The sequence below is a fragment of the Psychrobacter sp. T6-4 genome (assembly GCF_052258425.1).
GTDB lineage: Bacteria > Pseudomonadota > Gammaproteobacteria > Pseudomonadales > Moraxellaceae > Psychrobacter.
This window is the reverse complement of record NZ_JBQQEZ010000018.1, coordinates 1-25926: the sequence shown is the minus strand read 5'-3', so window position 1 is coordinate 25926 and position 25926 is coordinate 1. Positions and strand designations below refer to the sequence as shown.

Here is a 25926-nt window from a genome sequence, read left to right as displayed (position 1 = left end):
TAGTAAAGACGATAGTAAAGCTGCATTTGTACCGCGATACTTTTTTAATAATTTAGTAGGCAGATGATCATGGCATTGAACCCTAATTCACCAAATACCGATAACTCAATGCAGGCTTTGCAAAAGTATGGTGGCAATATTATCACTGTGATTTTGCTCGCATTGGCAGGCTATTTTGGCTGGACGTACTGGCAGAATAATCATGCGCGCGTAGATACCGTTGCCGCAGATCAGTACGCTGATATTCAAAGGCTCAATGAAGAGGTTAATTTGGCGTCGCAAAATCCTGACTTGGAGGCGGATGCTTTGGCCGCGATTGCAGATAGTCGCACTCAGCTTAATCAAAACATTGACACTTTAGTGCAAACTCATGGCGACTCTGTTTATGCTTGGCAAGCGCTGATGATAAAGGCGCGTACGCAAGCTGACAACGATGACTTTAAAGGTGCTAGCGAGACGCTACAAAAGGCATTGGCTATTGATTTGGGTGACGCAGGTCTAAAGGCGATCACTCAATTGCGTTATGCCGAAACCCTACTTGCTATGGGTGATGCCGATAGCGCCTTGTCTGCCGCTAATAACGAGTTCCCAATCTCGTTTGAAGCCAGTCAGCAAGAGTTGTTAGGGGATATCTACTTGGCACAAAACAAGCAAGATGAAGCGATTCAAGCCTACAATAATGCTTGGGAGTTGTTACGAGAGCGTAAGGAAATTCGTGCAGTATTAGCACTGAAAATGGAGAGTTTGGGTGTGGTACCTGATCCTATCACTGAGCAGGCGAGTCTGGTTCAAGCCTCGAGTGCTGCGCCGCAGGCAATCAGTGTCGAACCTGCTTCTTCTGAAGCTCAAAGCGTAGCAATAGAGACAGCACAATAATTTTATATTGCATACTTATTTATCATTTACTCGTAGTGAGAACCTATAATGACTCGATCGATTCGCTCTAAAAGCATGGTCAAAAAGACGGTTATGAATGCGGCAATACTGGCGCTTATGACGACTGCTGTCGTTGGGTGTAACCGCGGTATCAAGCCTGTCGTCAACGATCCAGTAAAACTGGTACAGATTGCGCAGCCTGTTAGTGTGCTACAACCTGTCTTTAATGTTGATGTTGGCAACAAAAAGGCAAGCAAAAAAGATCCTTTAAGCTTGCAGGTCGGTTTTGATAATGGTCAGATAGTTACCGCCTCGCGTAGTGGTGATTTACTAGGGTTTGATAGTACTGGTCAACGTCTATGGTCAGTGAATGTCGGTGATGAGATCACAGGCGGCGTGGCGGTAGATGCGTTTAGTCAGACTGCTATTGTTACTACTCGTAATGGTCAGGTTCTCGCCTTTGATAGTACAACAGGTGCCAAGCGTTGGCAGCAGCAATTATCAGGCTCAGTACTCACGCCTGCGCTCATTACCAATAACCGCGTGATACTGTCCGCCAACGACGGGTTTTTGCACGGGTTAGTACTTCAATCAGGTCAGTCGGTTTGGCAGTTTGCAACTCAAGTGCCCGCTATTAGCATTCGAGGTACAGCTGCGCCCACCTTATTAGATGATAAGACTGCACTTTTGGCAACAGCTGATGGTCGTCTGCACGCTATCACCACTGATAGTGGTCTGCCGCAATGGTCACGTCGCATAGGCGTTGGCACAGGCAGTAGTGAAGTTGAGCGTATGAGTGATGTTGATGGCAAGCCTATCGTTGATGGCGATCAGCTTTTTGCAATCAGCTATAGCGGTCAGCTTTTAGGTATCGATTTGGCATCAAAGCAGGTCATGTACATAAATGAGCTTGCTAGCCTAAAGTCGTTAGCGGTGAACAATCAGCAAGTGATCGCGACCAGTTTAGACGGCAAGGTCATCGCTTATGATCGCAATAGCGGCGAGATGCTATGGGAGAGCAACGAGCTGGCTTATCGCAAACTCACTAACCCTGTGATGATAGGCAACTATATTGCTATTGGTGACTTGGATGGGGTAGTGCATCTATTTAACCCAGCGACTGGTGCTATTGTCAGCCGTGTTCAGACCAAAGGTGCATTGACGACGCTACAGTCTGATAATAATCGTCTACTGGCTCAAAGCACCACAGGTCAAGCCTCCATTTGGCAACTGGCACGTTAATTAGCATTGCTACCTTTTAGTGCTGTTTTTTATTATCATAGGCATTAGGCGCTGCTATTGTGCCTAATGCCTTTATTATTGATCTATTATCGCTTTAAAGCATTATCGCTTTAATCCTGTCCGCTACTGTGTTTACTACCAAGCACACCATAGAGAGTATTGCATGAGTATCAAGCCTGTGGTCGCCTTAATCGGTCGCCCAAACGTCGGTAAATCCACCTTGTTTAACCAGTTTACTAAGAGTCGTCAGGCTTTGGTTGCCGATTTGTCAGGGCTTACTCGTGATCGTCAGTACGGTGATGCCAGATATGAAGATAAGTCCTTTATTGTCGTTGACACAGGCGGCATTGGCGAGGCGGATGATGGTAGCGGCAATATCGATGATTACATGTCTGAGCAGTCGCACACTGCTATACATGAGGCAGATATCATTGTATTCGTCGTGGATGCGCGCGCAGGTTTGATTGGCGCAGATGCTGAGATCGGTAAGTTTTTGCATACCTTAGGCAAACCTGTGTATGTCGTTGCCAATAAGGTCGATGGCGCTCATGATTCAGCGCCTGCTGAGTTTTATGCATTAGGACTTGGCGAGCCATATCCAATGGCGGCAAGTCATGGTCGCGGTGTCGGTAATCTACTTGAGGTACTTACTGCTGATATGCCAGAGGATGGGCACGGACAGGAGCCTGATGGCCTAAAGCTTGCTGTGATCGGTCGTCCCAACGTCGGTAAGTCAACGCTGGTCAATCGTCTATTAGGTGAAGATCGCGTTGTGGTATTTGATATGCCAGGCACAACACGTGATAGTATCTACATTCCTTATCAGCGCGACGGCAAAGACTATGTATTAATTGATACCGCAGGCGTGCGCCGCCGCGGTAAGATTGATGAAAAGGTAGAGAAGTTCTCTGTTATCAAAACCTTGCAAGCGATTAAAGACTCCAACGTTACGGTCATTGTCATTGATGCTCAAGAGGGTATCGTTGATCAAGATTTGCATATGATTGGCTATGCGCTTGACGCAGGCCGCGCCTTAGTCGTTGCAATCAACAAATGGGATGGTCTGACTCCAGATCAAAAAAACTATATCAAGATTGAGATGAATCGCCGTTTTAACTTTATTCCTTATGTCAAAGTGCATCTGATATCTGCGCTTCATGGTACAGGCGTCGGTAATCTATACCCGTCTATTCGCCGCGCTTATGAGTCCTCGATGTTTGAGGTATCGACCAACCGCCTGACGCAAATCTTGCAAGATGCGGTGACTGCAAATCCGCCACCAACCGTTGGTGGTCGTAGAATCAAACTGCGCTATGCTCATATCGGTGGGCACAATCCACCCGTTATTGTTATTCATGGTAATCAAACTGGCTCGCTACCCAAAAGCTATCAGCGCTACTTAGAAAATCAGTTTCGCCAAGTGTTTAAATTAGAGGGCACGCCTTTGAACGTGGTCTTCAAACTCAACGAAAACCCGTACGCTCACAAAAGCAGTACACCGACCAAAGCAAAGGCGCAGCAACTGCTTCAGCGCAAGCAGCGCAAAAAGTTCACTAAAGGCGATAAAAGAGATCGATAGCTCACGTTTTAATGAGCGTTTGCAAAGCTGTAATCGCTTATTTTTTAAACCTATAAAAGGGTGCAATAGCCTTTGTGACTTGGCATAAATACCAGTAGTATGTATGGGAGTATTTAGATTTATAACATTACAGTTGTCTAATGGCAGTGACGCGATATGAAAAACCGTCCACAAAAGACTCTCTCCGCTATTGCTTGGAGCGCTGTTTTACAAGTAACCCTTGTAACTGTGCTGACCGGGTTTTTACTGTCTGTTATTTACGGCCTGGTTTATCACTATAAGCAAAAGCAGCAACACGTTGATCAGTTAGCGGCGCTACTAACCACTAGTGCTTCAACGCCCGCTGGTGCCAATCTAATCGCCGATCAGGTGAGGCTCGTGTTAGCTAATGAGCCAAGTATTGAGAGTATTAGGTTTTATTCGACGACATATTCTATCGCCGATAACGCTCAAGACAAGGGTGATGAGACTCGTAGTGATTGGCAAAATGCACTGTTTTCAAATACTGCTAGCTTTAACTATCCTGTCATCAGTCGTGATGTTAGTAGTAGCACGTTTATTGACGAAGCTCTTGATGCCAGTGCTGATACTGAGAATCAAGACACTGGCAGTTTGGTCGGCTATCTTAATATTACGCTTGATACAGCCCGTATGCGTAGCAACTGGCTACAAGATAATTTGCTGCTATGGTTGTTCATCGTAGGACTCAGTCTGACTTGGATCATGTTTATACTGCGTAAAATCAACTGGTTTATCAAAGACGTAGATGCATTAACGGATGTATTCAAACTGGTCATAGAAAATCCAGAGCTCAAGCAACTACCTGTCACCAAGCAGCGCCTTGAGTTTAAGGAGCTTATGCACGCCAAGCACGCTTTTATCACTTTGTTTGAGCGCTTAAAGAATACGAAGCGCGACTATAAAGAGCTAGCTATATTAGAGCAGCAACTACACAACAAAGATTTGTCTTTAAACCTGCAACGCCACACCTTTCAAAGCATGATCAATCACGAGCTTAAAACTTCACTCAATGCTATCGTAGGCGGCCTACAACTACTCGATAGCCAAGGCTTAAATATCGAACAAAAAGACACTGCTGACATTATCAATAAAGGCGCGCAGCAGCTTGTGATAATGCTTGATCAAATCATGTTACTAAATCAGATTGATAAAGGTCAGATTAGTATCGAGACGCGAGAATTTAATCCGCTAGAGGTTATCGCTGATTTACTCGCTAAGTATGAGCCTATCGCTCAACAAAAAGGGCTGGCGCTTGTCAGTCATATTCATCATATCGATTATGTACTCCAAGGGGACGTCAACAAGATTAAGCAGATGGTATCGACGTTACTAGATAACGCAATAAAATTTACTACAAAAGGTGAGATTAGCCTTCAATCGCAGCTTACTCATTTTGATCGCAGTAATCGCTGGCAGATTGTGATCAAAGATACAGGTATTGGTATTGATGCCGATTATCTAAACGATATTTTTGATCCCTTCTTTCAGGCGGACTCGTCACAGACGCGTCAATACGAAGGCTCTGGTATTGGTCTGACTGTGGTCAGGCAAATGGCGCAGCTCATCGGTGCCACAATAGAGGTTGAGAGTACCCCTAATGTGGGTAGTCAATTCACGCTTACCATTCCTATGAGCAGTCAGCATCATACTCGGCAGCAATCGGTTTTTAGTGAGTTGACGGTTATCTATTACTACTACCGCGAAAAAGGACATCTAGCAGCTACTCTCGAGCGACTAGGGGCTCATGTTCATTATCATCAGTACGAAAAATCTGTTATTGAGCAGATGAGTATTAAAAAGGTAGATATAGTCATGTGCGCTGAAGACGTACAGATAACCAGAGTGATCTCGCTCACTAAATCCATCCGTCAATACGAAAAGGCGCATCGCGCGCTGATTATCTACTGGTATCCGCCGCAGCAAGCGCCGAATTTAGGGAGTTTTGAGCATGGGATCAAGGCTGTCGGCGTCGACTATTGTCACAGCTCAGATATCAATAGCAAAACATTAATGAAACTCATTAAGGAGTGGCTGGCATGGATATAGGACTTCTTATTTAGCACAAAAAAGACTAGCAGCACAAAAAAACTACTGAGCATAAAAAAAGACGCCTGATATTTAGGCGTCTTTTTTTACAACTAAGTCATATATCAAAACAGGTTCTGCGCCCAGCGTACCACATGCTGCCACATCCGGCTTATAAACCCTGACTCCTCGACGGCGCTGGTAGCGATGATAGGTACAGAAGCTACAGCCTTACCATCAATAACCGCCATCATCTTGCCAACTTCTTGGCCTTTGGCGATAGGTGCCTCTAAGCTCTCAGGTATGTCGACGACCGTAGTGATTTTATTTTTTTGTGTCTTGGTGGTCAAGATTTGCAAATTATCAGCAGTCGCCAGCTCAACCTCTTCATTTTCTCCAAACCATACTGGCAGTTTGCTTACAAACTGACCTGAAGGCGCTTTGGTAACGGTTGTAAAGTGGCCATAGCCCCAGTTGAGTAGTTCGCGCGACTGATCCGCACGAGCTTGCGCACTCTCTGTGCCCATAATAACGGAGATCAGGCGCATACCGTCACGGTCGCTAGAAGCTACCAAGCAGTAACCAGCAGCGTTGGTATGTCCTGTCTTTAAACCATCGACTGTCGAATCGGTCGCGAGTAGGGCGTTACGATTGCCTTGAGTAATACCGTTATAAGTAAACTCCTTTTCAGCGTAGATATCATAATACTCACCGCTGTTTTTGATAATAGCGCGCGCAAGTTTGGCCAAATCCATCGCTGAGGCATAATGACCATCATCTGGCATACCCGTTGAATTGACAAAATTGGTGTTTTCCATACCCAGCTTTTGCGCCTGCTCGTTCATCAAAATAGCAAAAGCCGATTCGCTACCAGCGATATGCTCAGCCATTGCTTTTGAGGCGTCATTGCCTGATTGAATGATGATGCCGCGAAGCATATCGATCACGCTTGCTGTTTTGTTGACAGGGACATACATGCAAGATTGGCTACTACTACCGCGGCACCAAGCGTTTTCGCTCATCAATACTTGGTCATCTTCACTCAAATCATTTGAGGCTAAGCGTTGCTCGATGATGTAACTGGTCATCATTTTGGTCAAGGATGCTGGTGGCAGAGGTTGATTGGCATTCTTTTGTGCCAAAATCTCGCCTGTATTGTAGTCCATCAATACATAAGCAGTATTGTCCATTTCAGGAGTTTGAATGGCGGCGCCTGCCATGACCGCGCTCATAGAAGCGCTTGCAACCATAAGCTGGATGAGCTGTTTTTTTACCTGCTTTACTATCATAAATTGTTACACCGCATCAAAAAACCAAATGTATCTACCGCATAGCTAAGGATATAAACGTATGTTTGGTAACCTTTATACCGAGCCTCAAAACTCATAATTGACAGATGAGCACAGTATATTGCCTAAGCGATAGACATAAAAAAATAACGCCTTATAGTAGCAAAATGCCCGGCGATGGGGAATTGTTAAATGCAACTAAATAAGACCGGGGGAGATTGTTAAGATAATAAAAAACTTGCAATCACTTATCGCCAAAGGCTATAAATCATCGCAAGTCGTATGAGACATTGTCTGTTGCAACCAGTACTACCCGTTAGATAGCCGCGTTAGCCAAGTCCTCGCATAGCGCTTTGTTTTCTTGTCTAGAGAATCCCATAGTCCAGCTACGAATGCCTTGCAAGATTTGGCGATAATCTTGCTGAGTAGACAAGTACTGGATAGCCGCTTTTGGATCCTCTAATGACGGCATCAATTCGTGAAGCTGTACATTATAAGACTTATAAAAACGCTGTTTTTGTTTGCCATTGAGCATCGGCGGGCATATCTCTGAGAGCACTTGCATGACAGCTATTTCATGCTTAGTGATGTTCATACCAGACATATCTAAAGGGATCGTTGTAGAGTTATCTGCTGCAGTTGTTACTGAAGAGAGCAAGAATGCAGACGCTATGGCGCTAGCAAAACCGACTTTGGAGGCGGCTTGTTTCATAGTAAAAGCTGTAGACAATATCGATTGATTCTTCATTCAGTATTACGCTCGCTTATCATTATTTGATGGTCATATGGTAATAGTTATAAAAATAAAAGTCACATGAATTCTTCGTCTATGTGTAGATATATTGTGAGCTTAGCCCGTGTTTCAGCAACATAGCAGAGCTATGAGCAGACAAGTTACGTCAAGATAAAGCAAAGGGTAAATAATGTTGTTAATTATTGCTTATTGTAACGCATTGGCATATTTTTTAGGGCACCGGTTTTGATAAATAGACTGACAAAACAAAACCTTAGACGTTAAGTGAATAGGGCAGACAGAGTATAACGCTAAATGCAGGCACTGGTGTACAAAGATTAATTTAATATTATTCACTATTATATAAGGCAGCTTTGAGCAATTTATCTCTTATTTAGTTTTATCACTGTCTGTTTGCAGGCAGCACTTGAGATATACAAGTACTAGTTAAGAGGTGTCAATCACCTAGAGCTTTAAGCATTTTGGCATTGAACAACAAATACAGTGTGTACAAAGGATATGATAATCCTATATCATCAAAACCCCAAAATTTAGCAAATCATGATGACTTTTATAGCGTCATCTACTATAGAAAAAGAGTATTAATGAGATTTTTAATTAGTAATGATGATGGCGTATATGCACCTGGATTGGCAGCTTTGTACAGGGCTTTATCTGGCATTGGAGAAGTGGTCGTCGTCGCACCAAATACTGAGCAGAGCGGTACAGCTAGTGCGTTAACTATTACGCGTCCCTTACATACTCACATTCTGCCATCTGGCTTTATCGCTGTAAATGGCTCGCCTGCTGATTGTATTCATTTAGCACTGCACAATCTTTATCAGGGCGTAGCATTCGATTGCGTCGTAACGGGAATCAATTCAGGAGCAAATCTGGGACAAGACGTTCTATATTCAGGTACCTTTGGCGCCGCTCTTACCGCGCAGCTTTTTGGTATTCCAGCTATTGCAACCTCCTTAGTTGGCGGCGCTCATAAAATATCAGACCAAGATCAAAGTTATGATAGGGCAGCAAACGAGATCGTCAAATTATTAACTCAAACATCGATAATAGATACCTGTAAAAGTTTGCCCTATCATGTATTAAACGTTAATATTCCTAATGTAAAAAGTGCTGATGATATTCAAGGTCGCAAAATCACGCGCCTAGGTCATAGCCAGATTGCACAGCCTGTGTATCATATGGTTGATCCACGCGGACGTGATGCTTACTGGTTGTCTTTACGCAAAGATAACGCACAGAATCAAGATCAAGCATCGGCTGATACAGATATACAAGCAGTTGCAGCAGGCTACATTAGTCTGTCACCAGTTAGGCTACACCATACTCCAAAAGCGGCGCTCAAACAGTTGCAGGCGCTAGATATATAAAATAATAATTTAAACCAGATACTAGCTTTACCATAAATAAGTCACACTACGACAAGTCACACTACAAATAGGATATCTTGTATGAAAAAGCTTACGATGAGATCGCAATTAGCGACGGCAACCTTGCTCGGAGCAATGACAGTGGCGATGGTTGGCTGCGCAACTAAGCCTGCTTATCAGCCGACCAATCTAAGCGGTCCCAAAATCATTACCAACGCTCAAGGTGTGCCTAATTATCATCTAGTCAAGCGCGGCGATACCGTCAGTCAAATCGCTTCTCGCTATCGGCTGAACTATCGCCAAATCGGTTCGCTAAATGGTTTAGATAGTAAATATACTATCTATAGCGGTCAATGGCTTAAACTGTGGGATGGCGGCTCGGCGCCTGCTGCCAACAACAGCTACAACACGTCAGTCCGTCAGACGCCGCAGCCACAGCCTACCTACACGCCGCCTGTCACCAGTGCACCTGTCACTCAAAGTCCAGTATATAACGCAACGGCCAACTCGGCGACAAATTATGGCTATCCAACGAGCAATCAGGTGATTCGCAACTTTGATGCTCAATCAGGCAACATGGGTATGTGGTTTGCCGGTCAAGAAGGCGATCCTGTCGTAGCGAGTCAATCAGGTACGGTACTGTACTCTGGTAATGGACTGCCTGAATATGGCAACCTGATTATGATACGTCATAGTGACAACTATATTACCGCTTACGCCCATAACAGTCAGTTGCTGGTCAAAGAAGGCGATCAAGTACAGCGTGGTCAGCGTATTGCCAATATGGGCCGCAGTGGTCAAACCGATCAAGTCGCCTTAGAGTTTCAGGTGCGCTTAAATGGTAACCCTATTGATCCACGTGCGGTACTAGCGCGCTAATTCCTAATATGAGAGTTGTATCATGCTAAAAAAACAATACGCCGCTTTGCTTCCCGCGCTTTTTTTTGTCGGCTGTACCAGTCAGCAAGCCATGCAGCAGCCAAGCAAAACGGTGCCAGTACGCCAAGGCAAAGTAGAGATTACTCAGCAGCAGACGATTACTGTAAAACCGACACCTGCGCCAGTTATCACGCCCAAACCGCAACCTGTTAAGCCTAGCTATCAGAGTTTTTCAGACTGGAAATCTGATTTTTCTATGCGCGCGCTATCATCAGGCTATAGCAGTTATGATGTGCAGCGCTTGCTTGCGTCTGCGAATTTAAATCAGCAAGTTATCTCACTCGATTCAGGTCAGCCTGAGTTCTCAAAAATGCCTTGGGAATACGTTGATTCTGCGGTATCAGAAGGTCGCGTGAGTACTGGCAAGCGTAAGTTCTCTGAACAGCGCGGATTTTTATCACAGTTAGAGTCCAGGTATGGCGTCGATGCTGAAATCATCGCCGCGATCTGGGGTATGGAATCCTCCTACGGCGTTGTCACTGGCAATAGCTATATTCCAAGCTCGCTTGCTAGTCTTGCCTACGATGGTCGCCGCCAAGAGTTCGCCGAAAACCAGTTGTTAGCCCTTATAACCTTGCTACAACGCGGTGATGTGTCTTGGTCGCAGCTCGATGGCTCGTGGGCAGGCGGCATGGGACAGACGCAGTTTATCCCTGATACATGGCTCAAGTATGGCGTTGATGGTGATAATAACGGTAGCCGTAATCCATGGGCGACAGGGGACGCGCTAGCATCGACTGCCAATTATCTCAATAATTCAGGTTGGGTGCGTGGTTTGGCGCCTTTTTATGAAGCAACTATTCCTGCCTCTTTTGATTACTCCTTAGTCGGTACCAAACAATCTGCTGCCAGATGGGCATCGATGGGTATTGATACGCTTGAGGATGTCACTTTGGATGCCAATACTCAGATGGAGCTGTGGCTGCCTGCTGGTAAAGATGGTCCTGTCCTACTGCTTAGCCCTAATTTTGATGTTATCAAGGTATACAACAACTCTTCAAGCTACGCGCTTGGGGTGAGTTTGCTTGGCAAAGCCATCGCGGGCAAAAGCGGTCTACAAAAATCATGGCCACGTTACGAGCGTCCACTCTCTACGGTGCAAGTGACCAATTTGCAGCGCCGTTTAACCAGTTCTGGCTACGACACCAAGGGTACTGACGGCATTGTCGGTACCAACACTCGTAATGCGTTTCAGCGCTGGCAGGCGGACAACGGTCAGACGCCAGATGGTTTTATCACGCAGCGCAGCGCGTCGTCACTAGCGTCTTGGTGAAGTAATCTGCTAACGCCATTTTTCAGCAGTGATTATTGGCGCAAGCTTACAGCAAAATTTTAGTTCAAGAAATATAGTTTTTCCGAGAGTGTTTTATAACCCAATAGGTAAGATATGAGCCCAGTTCAACCTACTACAACCCATGTCAATAAATGGTCTGCGATCAGTCGCCTTTTTCACTGGGTCAGCGCATTGCTGCTGCTCGTCACTTGGGTTATGATTTTTACCTATGAGAATACGGACAACTCGTTCTACATTGGCCTGCATAAAGCCTTTGGCGTTAGCTTATTGTTTTGGATGATAGCGCGAGTAATTAGCCGCGTATTTACCAAAGCGCCGCCGCCTGTCCCTATGCCTAAATGGCAAGAGATGATCTCTAAGCTTAGTCACTTTATGCTCTATGCGTTACTGATTGCGATGCCTATGGCAGGGCTGCTAATGTCAGTCTACGGCGGGCGTGCGGTAAGTATGTTTGGGCTGTTTGATATTCCTGTATTTGTCACCCCTGATCGCGGTTTGGCACGGTTTTTTAATGATGTGCATACTGATATTATTTGGAATCTAATATTAGTATTTACCGCCTTGCATATTGCAGCCGCGCTTTATCATCAGTTTGTCAAAAAAGATAAGCTCATTAATCGTATGCTGTAATGCACCTTTAGGTCTATAAAGTGCATAGCGTTTAGACACTATTGAAGCTTGCGGCTTAAATGAATAACAAAGAGCTTTTATGCGCACGACCAAAGATCGTATTCGCCACGCCTTGAGCTTTGAGATTATTGGGCTGCTTATTTTTGCACCATTAGCGAGCTTAGTGTTTGGTTTTAAGCTTGAGCTGATGGGCGTCATTGCTATTGCAGGCTCCATAGTCGCCACTGTCTGGAATTATTTTTATAATATTTTATTCGATAAAGCAATGCTTAGATTACGCGGCAGTGTCCACAAGACCGTAGCATTACGAGTCGGACATGCGGTACTGTTTGAGGGTGGTCTGCTGGTATTATTCTTACCGCTAATCGCATGGTACCTACAGATTAGCTTGTGGGAAGCCTTTGTTATGGATATAGCGATGGCGACCTTTTATCTCGTATATGCGTTTGTCTTTAATTGGGCTTATGACAAGGTATTTCCGATTCCTCAGCATGCTCAGGGTACGCAATAAAAAGGACAGTCAATATGGCGATATACGTCGATTTTATGCAGATAGAATTTAAAGGCTATAAATGGTGCCATATGCTGGCAGATACTTTGCAAGAGTTGCATGAATTTGCCGCACTGATTGAAGTGGATAAACGCTTATTTCACCGTAATGCCAGTTATCCGCACTATGATGTTACGGTGCAAATGCGCTTAACTGCTATCGAAAACGGTGCTATTCCTGCCGATAGAAAGAAAATTATTGAATGTGCAAAGAAGTTGAAAGTAGAGTTACATGAGCAAATAGCACAATCTGAGAACTCCTAATAAGTTAATTTTCTAAAACATGAAAAAGGTGGGTTATGCTTTTGCATCCCACCTTTTTATTTGTTTAGATTCTTACCTAAAGCTTATAACATTCCCAAAAATTAGAGTAGCAAGGAAAACGAGTGCAAGTATAGTCGATGTACTATAAAGTAAATACAGCGCTACTGGGATGAATTTTGCGCAGCCTCTGTGAACGCAGCACGCAAGTAAAATTTATACCAGTAGCGCGTTTGAAGTTATAACCTTTTTACTTCCAACTGACTATTCTACATTTATAATATGCTAAGCGAGTTTGACGCCGCTAATTGCATTTTTGGGTTTGGTATTACTTTGCAATAGCGGCTTTACTAACACCATCAAGGGCTTTTGCAATATTCCCTAATTGGGTATCACAACCTTTTATATTATGGCGGTCTTTGAGATATTCAGGATTGTTGTACGATAACCAAACTTTTTTATCAGCATCTTCACTGATGAGGATTTTTTGCGGCAAATCAATAGCGACGCTTTGCTCGCAATTCATCAATGGTGTACCGGCTTTAGGATTACCAAACATAATCACTTGTGTGGGTCTTAATGTTAAATCAACACCTTGCGCATTTTTCTGATGATCGACGCGCGCAAACACCTTCATGCCTTTACTTTCAATAATCGATGCCAGTTTATCCGCAGTATCTTGAACGGAGTGATTACTTTGCATCGTCACCAAACCCTTCTTAGCATTAATAGCAGCCATCGTTTTTAGTGTTGACTGCCCCTTGTCTGGCGCGTTTAAAATATTTTCAACACTGGCGCAAGAGGATACGGCCAAAGCTAGAGCAGCGATAGAGATAATCTTAAGCATAAAAAGTCCTTTTTTAGTGTGGTCATTTATTCAGCGAGTGATGGCTGACAACATCGAATATTCATTGTGAAGCATAGCATTGTGCGTAATAAACTGCGCATAGTAAAGGGTCGCATGACAACACCTCTTAAAGAATAACTAAGCCAAAACTATCATCTAAGCCAAACGCTCTGCCAGATAATCTACGAGCAACCTAATCTTTGGTGATAAATGACGGTTGTGCGGATAGACGGCCCAGATACTTTCCTCGGGCTCTCTATAGTTATCTAGTAAGCTGACCAGCTCACCTGATGCTAAGTACTTTTGCACATAATAATCAGGTAGCTGCACGATACCCAGACCTTTTAACGCAGCATCGACCAGACTGTGACCGCTGTTGTATTGCACAGTGCCAGATACTCGCAGGTTTTTTTCTTTATCAGCGTCTTTTCTAGAATCTGTTTTTTTAAAATCTATAAAATGCCAATAGTCACGAGTGCCAAGTAAGCAGTTATGTTGGCTTAGCTCGGACAGAGCATGAGGCGTGCCGTATTTTTCAAGATAAGCGGGTGCGGCACAGACGAAGTTGGTACGACGGCTAAGTTTTTTTGCCATCATGGTTGAGTCGCTTAATTTGCCAATACGAATTGCCAAGTCATAGCCGCCATCTACTAAGTCAATTTTTTGATTACTCAAAAATGCCGTCACTTCGATATCACGATATTGCACCATGAAGTCATTGACCAGTGGCAATAATTGCTGCTCGCCATAAGTGACAGGAGCGGTCAGTTTAATCCTGCCTTGGGGTTTTGATTGTAAGTTGCTTACTGCTTGCTCAGCGGCATCCAAGCCATCGAGCACGCTGCGGCAATGCTGATAAAACACGCGGCCTTCTTCAGTCAGTGTTACCTTACGCGTTGTGCGATATAGCAATTTGATACTGAGGCGCTTCTCTAAGGCGCTTATCTGCCGACTGACTTGCGCGGTTGAGATGCCCAACTCTTTTGCAGCACGTGTGAAGCTTTCGTATTCTGCGACGTAAACAAATTCACTAATGCCATCCCAGCGCATGATTATTACCACTGTGTAAAAGATATTTGTAAATATAGCACATTGTTATCATGGCAGAAACGACTATAATAGTTAGTGTAAAGTTTAATGCTTCACAGACAGGTTCAGCTGTCGCTTGCCTCTACTAAGTCAGCACTATAAGATGAATAGGTCTGTGCTCAATAACCGATAAAACTAATTAAAAAGAGAGACAACTATGTCAGATGAATTTATTAAATCAAGAGCCGCCATCGCTTGGGGCCCAAATGAGCCACTATCTATTGAAGAAGTAGACGTTATGCTGCCACGTAAAGGCGAAGTGTTGGTAAAAATCGTCGCCAGTGGCGTCTGCCACACTGACGCCTTTACCTTATCTGGTGAAGATCCAGAAGGCGTGTTCCCAGCTATCTTGGGTCACGAAGGCGGCGGTATCGTTGAACAGATCGGTGAAGGCGTGACCAGCGTCCAAGTCGGCGATCACGTTATTCCTTTATACACTGCAGAGTGCGGCGTCTGCAAAATGTGTCGATCAGGCAAAACCAATCTATGCTCAGCCGTACGTGAGACTCAAGGCAAGGGTCTGATGCCAGATGGTACGACGCGCTTTTACAAAGACGGCGAACCTATCTATCACTACATGGGCTGCTCGACCTTCTCAGAATATACTGTGTTGCCAGAGATTTCACTAGCCAAAGTGAACGTCGAGGCACCGCTAGAAGAAGTTTGTCTACTTGGCTGCGGCGTGACCACAGGTATGGGCGCGGTTATGAATACGGCAAAAGTCGAAGAGGGTGCAACCGTTGCTATCTTTGGTCTTGGCGGTATCGGATTATCAGCCGTTATTGGCGCTCAAATGGCAAAAGCGCGCCGTATCATCGCGATTGATATCAATGAGAGCAAATTTGATCTGGCCAAAAAATTAGGCGCAACAGATGTCATCAATCCAAAAGACTATGACCATCCTATTCAGGACATTATCGTTGAGCTTACCGATGGCGGCGTAGATTACTCGTTTGAATGTATCGGTAATGTCGATGTCATGCGCTCAGCGCTGGAGTGTTGTCATAAGGGCTGGGGCGAGTCGGTCATCATTGGGGTCGCAGGCGCAGGGCAAGAGATTTCAACCCGTCCATTCCAGCTAGTGACTGGTCGCGTCTGGAAAGGTTCAGCATTTGGCGGCGTCAAAGGCCGTTCAGAATTACCAGGCTACGTCGATCGTTATATGCAAGGTGATATCCCATTAAATGACTTTATTACCCACACTATGCCATTAGAAGATATCAACGAAGCCTTTGATCTGATGCATAAGGGTGAGAGTATTCGTACGGTGATTCATTTTTAAGACACTATTTATTATGAATTAAATCACGTCAGCACAAAAACGCCGCTCCTATATAGAAGCGGCGTTTCTAGTTTTATCGCTCGTTGCTGTAAAATCGTTCATTTAAGTCGATTTATTCCGCCATATCAGCCAGTTGCTGCAAAATGCTAGTAAAACTTTCCTCTCCTTGCGCACCGTTGACCAAATGACGCTCATTAAATATTACCGCTGGCACGCTTTGGATACCTTGCTGCTGCCAATGTTGCTCTGCTGCTCGTACTTCCTTAGCAAAACGCTGGTCTTCTAGTACCGCCAGTGCTTCGCTACGATCCAGCCCAGTCTCTGCCGCTATATCTGCAAGCACCGTGATGTCAGAGATATTACGGCCGTCAGTGAAATGGGCGACGAATAGTGCTTGTTTTAACTCGTGCATATGTCCTTGCTGCTCCGCCCAGTGCAGTAGCTGATGTAGATCAAAGGTATTATGCATACGCGTATCATCATTGAAGTTAAACTCAAAACCAACCTCGCGACCTGCTTGAGTCATCGCCTCACGGCTGGCATCAGATTGTGCTTTGGTCGAGCCGTATTTTTCTATAATGTGCTCACGTAAGTTTTGGCCCTCGGCTGGCATGTTAGGATTGAGCTCAAACGGGTGCCAGTATATCTCATGCTCAGTATTGGTCTGCTTAAGTGCTTGCGCTAGCTGACGATAACCGATAACGCACCAAGGACAGACTACGTCGGAGACAATATCTATTCTGAGTGGCTCAGCTTTCTTGGTATTATTCATAATAACTTCCTATAGTTAGTTTTGTGTTTGCATCACCATTTTAATGGCGTTTATTCTTCTCAAAACAAGCTAGCGTTTTACTATTGGATCTATAATCTTAAGCGTACTAACCATTTGAGGTGAGCCTAATGTTTTAATTTGCTAAGCTTGACTATAAGGCTCATAAACTTGGTAGACTCTATATATACCTTACTTTTATTTAATCTTAGGAGGAAGTGATGATGACCCAGCAGCATATTCTAGCTTGTGTCGATGGCTCAGCAGTCACAGGTTCCGTCAGTGACTACGCCGCATGGTACGCCAGTCGCCTAAATTTGCCTGTAGCCTTATTAAATGTGACCGAAGTGCCTGCATCCAAACGGCGCGACCTATCTGGCGCGATAGGACTCGACAGTCGCCAGATTCTATTAGAAGAGCTCTCGCATTTAGATGAGCAGCGGGCAAGAGTTGTCAATAGCTACAGCAATGCTCTAGTACAAGATGCCAAAAGCCATATACAAAGCAGCTTTGATGTCCAAATTAAGGTTTATCAGCGCCGCGGCAAATTGCTATCTGCTATCGAGCATTTCAAAGAAGACAACCGCGCTATCGTCATGGGACGACGCGGTGAGGATCACAAAAACGCGCGAATCAATATCGGTAGTCAAATCGAGACGGTAGCACGTGCCTCTAGCATTCCAATTTTGATTTGCTCAGAAGCTTACAAGGAGCCACGCTCATATATGGTAGCCTTTGATGCCAGCAAAACGGCTATCAAAGCGGTCGGATTGGTTGCCAAAAGCGAGCTGTTAAAAGGTATGCCTGGGCATATTGTGATGATTGGTCATAATAATGATGAAGCAAAGGAGAGTCTAAGAGTAGCCGCTGAGCAGTTAAACCAAGCAGGGTTTGAGGTGCAGACGCATCATTTGCCAGAGACAGATGCGGTCAATGGTCTGCTTACTCATCAGACGCAAAACGATATCGACATCATTGTTATTGGCGCGTATGGACGCTCTAAATGGCAGCAGCTATTTTTAGGCAGTACCACGACAGAAATTATCGCCAGCACCGTATCCCCTGTGATTTTGGTACGCTAATAAAATAATGGTTTAAAAACAACTTAGTGTTTTAAATTTAGCAGTATAGATAACAACATTTGTGAGGAGAGTAATCTTGGGTTTATTGGTTGATGGTAAATGGCAGGACACTTGGTACGATACCGACGCTAGTGGCGGGCGCTTTAAGCGCGAAGAGTCTGGGTTTAGAAATTGGGTCACAGCAGATGGTAGCGCAGGACCAACGGGCATAAGTGGGTTTCAAGCTGAACCTGATCGCTATCATCTATATGTGTCCCTAGCTTGTCCTTGGGCGCATCGTACGACGATATTTCGTAAGCTCAAGGGGTTAGATGATATGATTTCATTATCAGTCGTTCATCCCTTCATGGGTGATTATGGTTGGACCTTTAAAGACGGCGCAGGCGTCATCGCTGATCCTATCAATCATGCGGACTATGCCTATGAGATCTATACCGCTGCAAAAGCGGACTATACTGGCCGCGTCACTGTGCCTATCTTATGGGATAAAAAAACCAATACTATTGTCAGTAATGAATCTTCTGAAATCATTCGGATGTTCAATTCTGCATTTGATGAAGTAGGTGCATTGCCCGTTGATTTTCTGCATAAAGATAAATGGGACGAGATCGATGAGATTAATGCTTTGGTCTATTCGGCGGTTAACAATGGCGTGTACAAGTCGGGCTTTGCAACCACGCAAGACGCTTATGAAGAGGCCGTTGGCGAGCTATTTGCAGCTTTAGACGTATTGGAGTCACGTTTGGCAGGCAGTCGCTATTTGGTTGGAGATAGTATTACCGAGGCTGATTGGCGACTGTTTACCACGCTAGTGCGTTTCGACGCGGTGTATTTTGGTCATTTTAAATGTAATCTGCGCCGTATTGTTGATTATCCTAATTTATGGGGCTACCTAAAGGAGCTGTATCAAGTACCGGGTATTGCGCAGACTGTAAATATGGATCACATTAAGTCGCACTATTACACCAGTCATGCCAATATCAATCCGACAGGTATTGTTCCTGTTGGCCCCAAGCTTGATTTTGAGGCGCCGCACAATCGCGGTAAGTGATCATAAAAAGGAGCTACCTAAATCATTTAGATAGCCCCTTTTTTTGTTTTAACGTTTAGCTTTAAAAACTAGATGATATCAGCATCTTTTAGCGCTAACGCCGCTTCGATACGCTTCTTGATAGATAAAATAGCAGGGTCTTGATCGACCAGCTTATCACCAACTACGTAATGCACCAGTTTTAGCGCCTCAATACGTTGCTCTTTTGATGTGAGTAATGTGCTTAGTGAAGCAATAGACTCATCTTCAGCGAAGCGCACGATGATCGTTTGCGTATGTATCATAGTTGATAGATCCGCTTGCGGCATTTTAGTAAACGGTGCTTTTTCTGTCAAAACTTCTGTCAGACGTATCAGCTGATTACGATCGATACTGTTGTCCGCGACCAAGTTGCTCAAAATCAGCATACGTACGACCGCTTCATTAAAGCCGCCATCAGCGATTTTGGTAAGCGCTTCATCTACTTTTGGTAATTCGTGCAATGAGTCTTTATCAAGCAGGCGACGCGAGCCGACTGATTCACCGTACTGACGGAACCAAGGCATAGACCAGATACTAAAAAATTTGCTTTCAGTATAGCGTCCTTGCCAATCGCGCCAAAAATCAAGCGTCATTCTAGTATTATCCATAAACATCTTTTCTATCTGTAAAAAAAGATTGTCTTGCTGGAGCGACTCGATAGCAGGCAACTTGATTCTGGCATAAACGTCAGAGGGCTCATGCGTTTTCTCGTCCTTTTCAACCGGGACAAACTCTTGATTTTGGTTTTTCTCAATGCTACCACTGAGCACTTGGCTCATTTGACTCGTCGCCATCGCTATTGGGTTTTTGCTGCTCCAGATACTTCTTTGTAGTCTTAGCGGATGCATTGTACGCAAAAACTGCGCAGAGGTCTCATTGCTCATCGCTTTGACGATAGGGCGTAGGTTGTGCTCGTAAGCTTGCGTTTGTGACATAGAGTAGCGATGTACTGCTTTGAACGGCTCTTCATCGGTACGGTACTCACCAATGGCTTGGCTCAAATCATCAAAGGTGCGGCGCTCAAGATTGACGGCAAAGGTTTTTTCTTCTCCGCTACCTTCAAAGTCAGCAATATCTAGCTCGTAGAGACCAGGTGGTAAGACTTCGATCATATCCATGATTGAGGCAATACCAGTATGCTCAGTATTCGCAATTTTTGAGCTGACAAAAATACCTAAGTGGCCCACTTGCTCATGGATCATATAAATAATACGCTGACCACAGACTTCAACATCTTTTTCGTCACTGTACGCGTCCAAAATCCATGACAGCGCTTGCTGCGGCGGGGTAATATCATCACCGCGTGAAGCGAAAGCGATAATTGGCGCTTTGACATTACGCAGGTCAATATTGACACCTGGCTCAAGCTGCCCGGTATTGCGAGCTAAGCGATTACCGATAAAGATATTCTCTACAATCCACTGAATCTCTTTGTCATTCATTAAGAAAAACCCGCCCCACCAGCGCTCAAAATCCAAAAAGCGCTGACGGTTGGCTTGCGGGTTTTTGTATAAATCGTAATATTTACCGACATAGTTACGATATGGTGTCATTTTTTCGAAGTTATCGACCAAAGCGGCACCATCGAACACGCCATTATTGAGATCAGCGCTGAGCATGGATAACCAAGTACCGCCATTAACGCCAGCTTTGTAGCGCATAGGGTTGACACCAACTTCTCCGCTCCAAGCGGATACTGGTGCGCCGTTTAGCACGATAGGACCTGTAATATCTGGATTAGTAGCGGCTAAGATAAGCGCCGCCCAGCCACCTTGGCAATTGCCAATGATGACAGGGTCATCTGATTTTGGATGGCTTTTTTCTACTTGACGAACAAACAAGCCTTCAGCATAAGTGATATCGGCGATCGTTTGTGTTGGCTCAGGTAAGCGCTTGAACGCCACAAAGTACACAGGATGCCCCTGATTTAGGGCAACGCCGACTTGGCTTTCGTGCTTAAAGCCGCCAATACCAGCGCCGTGTCCTGCTCTTGGGTCAATTATAATGTAAGGACGCTTGCTGTCATCAGTGATAATTCCGGCGGGCGGTATGATTCTAAGTAACACATAATTGGAGGGGCGATCAAAATTACTGGCGTCCATTATGACGTCATAATCATAATCTAAAACGGGCGGGCAGCCTGCTGCCTCGTGCTCCAAAAACACATCGCCACGCTCTTTGAGCACATCAGCCGTTTGCAATAGACGCTTGGTGCTGTCTGTGCTGTAACTAAGCCACTCTTGCCAGATTCTATTTGGCGTATAAGTCTTTTTTAGACTGCTAACGATATCATTAGCATCTTGCTTGAGCGTCTGAATATTGTCTTGAATCTGTTGTTTGGTCTGCGCCATATGTCTTGAGGTGACTTCTTTTATCAACACTGCGCTGTCTTCGGAATAGCGCTTTTGACGCGTAAAGTCGTTGATGTTGTTTTCGCTTTTATAAAACTGATTGTTCATCATGTCTTGAAAGTTCGGTACAGAACCGGGCACTCTTTGACGTGGGTTGTTGCGACTTAGCCAAACTTGGGCTTTATCTGGCTGTTCGATGTTTTCTTCGATAATATCTGACATAGGGTATTCCAGTTTGTATAGGGGTAGGGCGTGACGTATTTACCTAAACACCAGCATCTGAGCATTTAAGATGCTAGAAGTGAGTGTCGTACACGCCTAAATAGTTTATAAATTTATAAGGGTTAGCTCTCGTTATAATACTAAAATTTTTGATCCTGACAAGGCAGTAACCTAGACCTGTAAATCTAGAATATAAGTTTTAGCTTTAACGTTATAGAGTCAATCTGGTAGTAAACCACGGTACGATAAAGTAAAGAAGAATACAATGAAATAAAAGTTAAGTCGGAGGTTTTATAAAACAAATAACGGTAAGAGCAAACAAGTAGCGCTCTTACCGCTTATAGTACTTTTAGACAAATAGTACTTTTAGACAAATAAAAATTAATTTCCAGAGGACTTTAGTGCATCTTCTGCTCTAACGTGAACATATGTACCAGGCGCGTCACCTAATACTTGCCACTCTTGGCCCTTGTGATCGACGCCAGGCATACGGCTATCAGCTTGTCCTGCGCTATGCTGGTCGATCCACTCCTCCCAATGAAGCCACCAGCTTCTATCTTGTTTTTGTGCTTTGGCGTACCATTCATCGGGGTCAGAGGCGTACTCATCATGAGTATAAAAGCCATATTTACCAGTAGGCGGATTGATGATACCTGCAATGTGTCCTGACTCTCCGAGTACAAAAGTCACGTCACCACCGAGCACTTGCGTAGACGTATAGCTGCCTTTCCATTTTGCAATATGGTCTTGTAGCGTTGCTACGACGTAGGTCGGTGTTGTCACTTTTGATAAGTCGACTTTGATACCATCATAATCAAGCGATCCTTTTTCGATCATTTTGTTGCCAAGATACAGCTCACGAAGTACAAAACTATGCAAAGCGGCGGTGACGTTGGTGCAATCAGAATTCCAATATAAAAGATCAAAAGGAATAGGGCGCTCGCCTTTTAGATAGTTTTGTACATAGTAATTCCAGTATAGGCTATTCTCCCGTAGTAAGCTAAAGGCCACGCCCATCATACGTCCATCGAATACCCCTTTGTCATTGCCTTCTTTTTCAAGGGCACCTACAACGCGCTCGTCGATAAATACGCCTAAATCGCCTGGATCTGTAAAGTCGAATATCGTTGTCCAAAAAGTGGCGCTAGCGATACGATCGGCTTGTTCATTTTCAGTAAGCCAAGATAAGGTCAGTGCAAGTAACATACCGCCGATACAGTAACCAATGACGTTAGCATCAGGCTCGCCTGTGATCTCTTGTATCGTATCTAAAGCGGTGAGCAAACCGTCATGCATGTAGGTATCCATACCGACATTTTTGTACGCTGGGGTAGGGTTAGCCCATGAGATAACAAAGACACTATGACCTTCATTTAGTGCCCAGCGGATATAGGAGTTCTTTTCTTGCAAGTCCATGATATAGAACTTGTTGATCCAAGGTGGAATGATCAGTAGCGGACGCTTATGGACTTTATCCGTGGTTGGCGTGTACTGAATCAGCTCAAACATATGGTTACGAAACACCACTTTGCCAGGGGTAGTAGCAATGTTTTCACCTAGCTTAAAAGCATCGTCATCCGTCATTCGTACGCTGAGCACTTGGGCGCTTTTTTCCATGTCTTCAGTGAGCTGTTTTAAACCTTTGACCAGATTTTGACCTCCTGACTCCATAGTTAGGCGTAGCACTTCAGGGTTGCTCCACAAAAAGTTGCTCGGAGCGACCGCGTTTAGCCACTGACGAGTAAAAAATGATAAACGCTGGCGCGTCTTATCATCGATACCATCAGCCTTGTCTATGGTAGACATCATGCTATCAACCATCAGCAAGTAGCTTTGTTTGAGCAAGTCAAAAATAGAGTTGTTCGACCATTCCTCATCATTAAAGCGCTTATCGCCTTTTTCTGGAGTAGCAAGCGGCTCGGTCTGATTGCCAGAGAAATTCATCAAAGCATTTTGGCTTAGCTGTACTTGCTGCTGCCATAGCATCATCTGTTTTTCAATCAAGGCTGTCGGGCTTTTTTCAGTGACGCCCGTTGTCAAGTTCTGCCACCCATCAATAATGTTGAGCATAATGGATTGGCTGATGTTGTCGTCTTGACCTGCGCGCTTTAGAGATTCGCTCATAAACTTTTGGGTAAAGTCAGTGATACCTTCAATAGCGTTGCTGGTATCTGATAGCGACTCATCAGCGCTCTGAGCCATATTTGGAGTCATGAATTGACCAAACTGACTCATAGAATCTTGCCATAGCTTCATATTGGCTTCAAAAGGATTGGCCGTCTGTTTAGACTTGTCAAAAAAAGATTGATTCATCTTATTGATCTGATCTAGTTGATCTAGATAATATTGACCAAAACTATTGAACCCAAAGTTGTTGGTATCTTCGGTAGTTGAGTCGTGTGATGACTGATTTTTATTGTCGTCTGAGTGGTCGCCGGACTGTTGATTATCCATATCTTTATCCATTGTTTATCTGATGGTACAAATTATCTGATGTTACTAGCTATTTAATGGTGCTTTCTATTTTGTGGTAAAAACTTATTTAGTAGTAAAAGCTTATGTTAGTAGTAAAGGCGCATATTGCCAACACCATAAAAATAAGGCGGGAAAGAGCTCTCTTACCCACCTTTATATAATAATGACGACATAAAACTGTGCTAACTAAACAATTACTTAGTGTTTGTTTTGGCAGCAGTTTTACTGGTGGCATTCGTTTGAGCTTTGCTCGCAGCACTAGTGGCTTTGGTTGCTTGCTCTTTGACTTTTTGAGTCATGTTTTTCATGTTCTCAGTGTACTCTTTAGCATTTTTATTGGCTTGCTCAGTTGCCTTTGTAGCATTTTGCTTAGCAGCAGCTGTGGCTTTAGAAACTTGCTCAGTTGCTTTTTCAGCCATTTTGTTCATGTTAGCTGAGTATTCTTGTGCCGCTTTGGTCGCTTGGTCAGCAGTTTTTTGCATGTTGCTTTGCATCTGCTCACTGGTTTGACCATATACGTCACCCATTACTTGCATCACTTCATCGTGCATGCTGCTACCAAGCTCTGTCATACGCTTAGCATCTGCTAGCATTTTTTGGCTGATAGTGTTTAGCATTTCAGCTTGTTTTTTACTGAAGTTCTCAGCAGATTCTGGTGAGTCGATCTCAGACACTTGACGCATGTTCTCAAGACCCATCTCAGAGTAGGACTTGATGGTGTTTAATGAGAACTCAGTCATCATTTCTGCGTTTTTTAAAAAGGCTTGGTTCAATTTAGTCCAAGGCTCAAACATTTTTTGAGCGTTTTCGCTCATGTTGTTGAACTGATTCATAAAATCTTGAGGGTTTTGCTGTGACATACTGCTTCTCCGCGCATGGGTTGTATAAAAATTTGACTTAATAGTATAACAGATATGACCTAATAATACTCAATCTAGGACATATACTGTCCGCCGTTCACTGATATGGTCTCGCCTGTGACAAAGATAGCTTCGTCACTAATGAGGTACATACAAGTTGCAGCAATTTCGTTGGCACCTGCCAAACGATTCATCGGAATGGTTTCTTTAATCTTGTTCATAATATGTTCAGGCACAGTCTCTACCATAGGGGTATAGGTGTAGCCTGGTGCAACGACGTTTGCAGTTACTGATGAGGTTGCGCCTTCATAAGCTAAAGCTTTGGTGAAACCAATAATGCCCGCTTTGGCCGCAGAGTAGTTGGTTTGACCGTACTGACCGCGCAGACCGTTAATCGAGCTGATGTTGACAACGCGGCCCTCTTTTTGCGCCAACATCTTGACAAAGACGGGGTGAACAATGGTATATAGCGAGGTTAAATTGGTATCGATAACCTGTTTCCACTGCTCAAAGCTCATCTTTTTAAAGCTACTATCGCGGGTGATACCAGCGCCATTTATCAAGGCATAGATGTTGTCATACTTATCAATGGTTTTTTGGATATTTGCCATAGCGGTCTCGTGATCACTTAAATCAACGGCAAGAAATTCAAAGCGGCTTGAGTCAAATCCATTGTCATCACACCATTTTTTGGTGCGTTCTGGATCCTCTTTGCTCAAAGTAGCAATGACGTGATAACCCTTATCTAGCAGTTTTTCACAAATAGCGGTACCGATACCACCTAGTGCTCCTGTTACCATGGCTACTTTTTGACTTTCTGCTCTCGACTCTGACATATAAAACCTCCGTGTTTAAAACCAGTGCACAAATGTATTCTGCTATATTTTACCTCAAATGCGCTCTAAAAGGTTAACAAATTTCTAATTTTTACGGAACATTACTCACGTTATGAATATAAAAGGTTATAGATTCAAAACACTTACAAACTATAAGTCAGACTATGTGCACACCGTCGTCAAAGATAATTGTTAAAAATCGACGATACAAA

At 44.2% G+C, this 25926-nt stretch carries 22 protein-coding genes; 13 read left to right on the top strand and 9 right to left on the bottom strand.

Annotated elements, in window-relative coordinates:
• Positions 1-69: 69 nt before the first annotated feature.
• The 4 genes from ACTXGE_RS11655 to ACTXGE_RS11640 all read left to right on the top strand — a co-directional run bounded on the left by ACTXGE_RS11655 (position 70) and on the right by ACTXGE_RS11640 (position 5764).
• Positions 70-876: a YfgM family protein gene (locus ACTXGE_RS11655; RefSeq protein ID WP_317199948.1), complete on the top strand. Its 807-nt coding sequence runs from the start codon at positions 70-72 to the stop codon at positions 874-876.
• Between the two features lie 48 nt (positions 877-924).
• Complete coding sequence (gene bamB, locus ACTXGE_RS11650) at positions 925-2118, top strand: outer membrane protein assembly factor BamB (protein ID WP_443541426.1); 1194 nt, start codon at positions 925-927, stop codon at positions 2116-2118.
• 163 nt (positions 2119-2281) lie between these two features.
• Positions 2282-3697 carry a ribosome biogenesis GTPase Der gene (gene der / locus ACTXGE_RS11645; protein ID WP_443541427.1) on the top strand — a complete coding sequence of 472 codons (1416 nt, stop codon included), beginning with the start codon at positions 2282-2284 and terminating at the stop codon, positions 3695-3697.
• A gap of 156 nt (positions 3698-3853) precedes the next feature.
• On the top strand, positions 3854-5764 hold the full coding sequence (locus tag ACTXGE_RS11640; RefSeq protein ID WP_443541428.1) for a sensor histidine kinase: 1911 nt from the start codon (positions 3854-3856) through the stop codon (positions 5762-5764).
• Between the two features lie 104 nt (positions 5765-5868).
• On the opposite strand, the gene ACTXGE_RS11635 is transcribed toward ACTXGE_RS11640, so the two are convergent.
• Complete coding sequence (locus ACTXGE_RS11635; protein ID WP_317199952.1) at positions 5869-7032, bottom strand: D-alanyl-D-alanine carboxypeptidase family protein; 1164 nt, start codon at positions 7030-7032, stop codon at positions 5869-5871.
• Between the two features lie 316 nt (positions 7033-7348).
• Positions 7349-7744, bottom strand: coding sequence for an MCR_0457 family protein (locus ACTXGE_RS11630; RefSeq protein WP_435950580.1), 396 nt, complete (start codon positions 7742-7744; stop codon positions 7349-7351).
• Positions 7745-8370: 626 nt separating this feature from the next.
• Between ACTXGE_RS11630 and surE the strand changes: the two genes are divergently transcribed.
• The 6 genes from surE to ACTXGE_RS11600 all read left to right on the top strand — a co-directional run bounded on the left by surE (position 8371) and on the right by ACTXGE_RS11600 (position 12832).
• Positions 8371-9156, top strand: coding sequence for a 5'/3'-nucleotidase SurE (gene surE / locus ACTXGE_RS11625; protein WP_443541429.1), 786 nt, complete (start codon positions 8371-8373; stop codon positions 9154-9156).
• A gap of 81 nt (positions 9157-9237) precedes the next feature.
• Positions 9238-10035, top strand: coding sequence for a LysM peptidoglycan-binding domain-containing M23 family metallopeptidase (locus ACTXGE_RS11620; RefSeq protein WP_443541430.1), 798 nt, complete (start codon positions 9238-9240; stop codon positions 10033-10035).
• Between the two features lie 22 nt (positions 10036-10057).
• Positions 10058-11368, top strand: a complete 1311-nt coding sequence (locus ACTXGE_RS11615) for a lytic murein transglycosylase (protein ID WP_443541431.1) — start codon at positions 10058-10060, stop codon at positions 11366-11368.
• A 114-nt stretch (positions 11369-11482) separates the two neighbouring features.
• Positions 11483-12019, top strand: a complete 537-nt coding sequence (locus ACTXGE_RS11610) for a cytochrome b (RefSeq protein ID WP_443541432.1) — start codon at positions 11483-11485, stop codon at positions 12017-12019.
• Positions 12020-12098: 79 nt separating this feature from the next.
• Positions 12099-12530, top strand: coding sequence for a PACE efflux transporter (locus ACTXGE_RS11605; protein WP_317199958.1), 432 nt, complete (start codon positions 12099-12101; stop codon positions 12528-12530).
• A 14-nt stretch (positions 12531-12544) separates the two neighbouring features.
• Positions 12545-12832, top strand: a complete 288-nt coding sequence (locus ACTXGE_RS11600) for a DUF4031 domain-containing protein (RefSeq protein WP_435950591.1) — start codon at positions 12545-12547, stop codon at positions 12830-12832.
• Positions 12833-13157: 325 nt separating this feature from the next.
• Here the strand turns inward: ACTXGE_RS11600 and ACTXGE_RS11595 are convergent, their stop codons facing one another.
• Both ACTXGE_RS11595 and ACTXGE_RS11590 read right to left on the bottom strand, forming a co-directional pair.
• The gene (locus ACTXGE_RS11595) at positions 13158-13676 is read right to left on the bottom strand and encodes a DUF302 domain-containing protein (RefSeq protein WP_443541433.1); all 519 of its coding nucleotides are present in this window, start codon (positions 13674-13676) and stop codon (positions 13158-13160) included.
• A gap of 156 nt (positions 13677-13832) precedes the next feature.
• Positions 13833-14726: a LysR family transcriptional regulator gene (locus tag ACTXGE_RS11590; protein WP_443541434.1), complete on the bottom strand. Its 894-nt coding sequence runs from the start codon at positions 14724-14726 to the stop codon at positions 13833-13835.
• A 196-nt stretch (positions 14727-14922) separates the two neighbouring features.
• Here ACTXGE_RS11590 and ACTXGE_RS11585 point away from each other — a divergent pair, with 196 nt between their 5' ends.
• Positions 14923-16047 (top strand): S-(hydroxymethyl)glutathione dehydrogenase/class III alcohol dehydrogenase, encoded by a 1125-nt coding sequence (locus ACTXGE_RS11585; RefSeq protein ID WP_443541435.1) that lies wholly within the window; start codon positions 14923-14925, stop codon positions 16045-16047.
• Between the two features lie 112 nt (positions 16048-16159).
• On the opposite strand, the gene ACTXGE_RS11580 is transcribed toward ACTXGE_RS11585, so the two are convergent.
• Positions 16160-16819: a DsbA family oxidoreductase gene (locus tag ACTXGE_RS11580; protein ID WP_443541436.1), complete on the bottom strand. Its 660-nt coding sequence runs from the start codon at positions 16817-16819 to the stop codon at positions 16160-16162.
• Between the two features lie 218 nt (positions 16820-17037).
• Between ACTXGE_RS11580 and ACTXGE_RS11575 the strand changes: the two genes are divergently transcribed.
• A complete protein-coding gene (locus ACTXGE_RS11575) occupies positions 17038-17898 on the top strand; it encodes a universal stress protein (RefSeq protein ID WP_317199964.1) in 861 nt (286 codons plus the stop codon).
• A 76-nt stretch (positions 17899-17974) separates the two neighbouring features.
• Positions 17975-18949 carry a glutathione S-transferase family protein gene (locus ACTXGE_RS11570; RefSeq protein ID WP_443541437.1) on the top strand — a complete coding sequence of 325 codons (975 nt, stop codon included), beginning with the start codon at positions 17975-17977 and terminating at the stop codon, positions 18947-18949.
• 68 nt (positions 18950-19017) lie between these two features.
• On the opposite strand, the gene ACTXGE_RS11565 is transcribed toward ACTXGE_RS11570, so the two are convergent.
• The 4 genes from ACTXGE_RS11565 to phbB all read right to left on the bottom strand — a co-directional run bounded on the left by ACTXGE_RS11565 (position 19018) and on the right by phbB (position 25714).
• On the bottom strand, positions 19018-21543 hold the full coding sequence (locus ACTXGE_RS11565) for a DUF3141 domain-containing protein (RefSeq protein ID WP_443541438.1): 2526 nt from the start codon (positions 21541-21543) through the stop codon (positions 19018-19020).
• Positions 21544-21924: 381 nt separating this feature from the next.
• Positions 21925-23997 carry a class I poly(R)-hydroxyalkanoic acid synthase gene (gene phaC / locus ACTXGE_RS11560; RefSeq protein ID WP_443541439.1) on the bottom strand — a complete coding sequence of 691 codons (2073 nt, stop codon included), beginning with the start codon at positions 23995-23997 and terminating at the stop codon, positions 21925-21927.
• Positions 23998-24212: 215 nt separating this feature from the next.
• A complete protein-coding gene (locus tag ACTXGE_RS11555) occupies positions 24213-24878 on the bottom strand; it encodes a phasin family protein (RefSeq protein ID WP_317199968.1) in 666 nt (221 codons plus the stop codon).
• Between the two features lie 74 nt (positions 24879-24952).
• A complete protein-coding gene (gene phbB / locus ACTXGE_RS11550) occupies positions 24953-25714 on the bottom strand; it encodes an acetoacetyl-CoA reductase (protein WP_443541440.1) in 762 nt (253 codons plus the stop codon).
• Positions 25715-25926 lie beyond the last annotated feature (212 nt).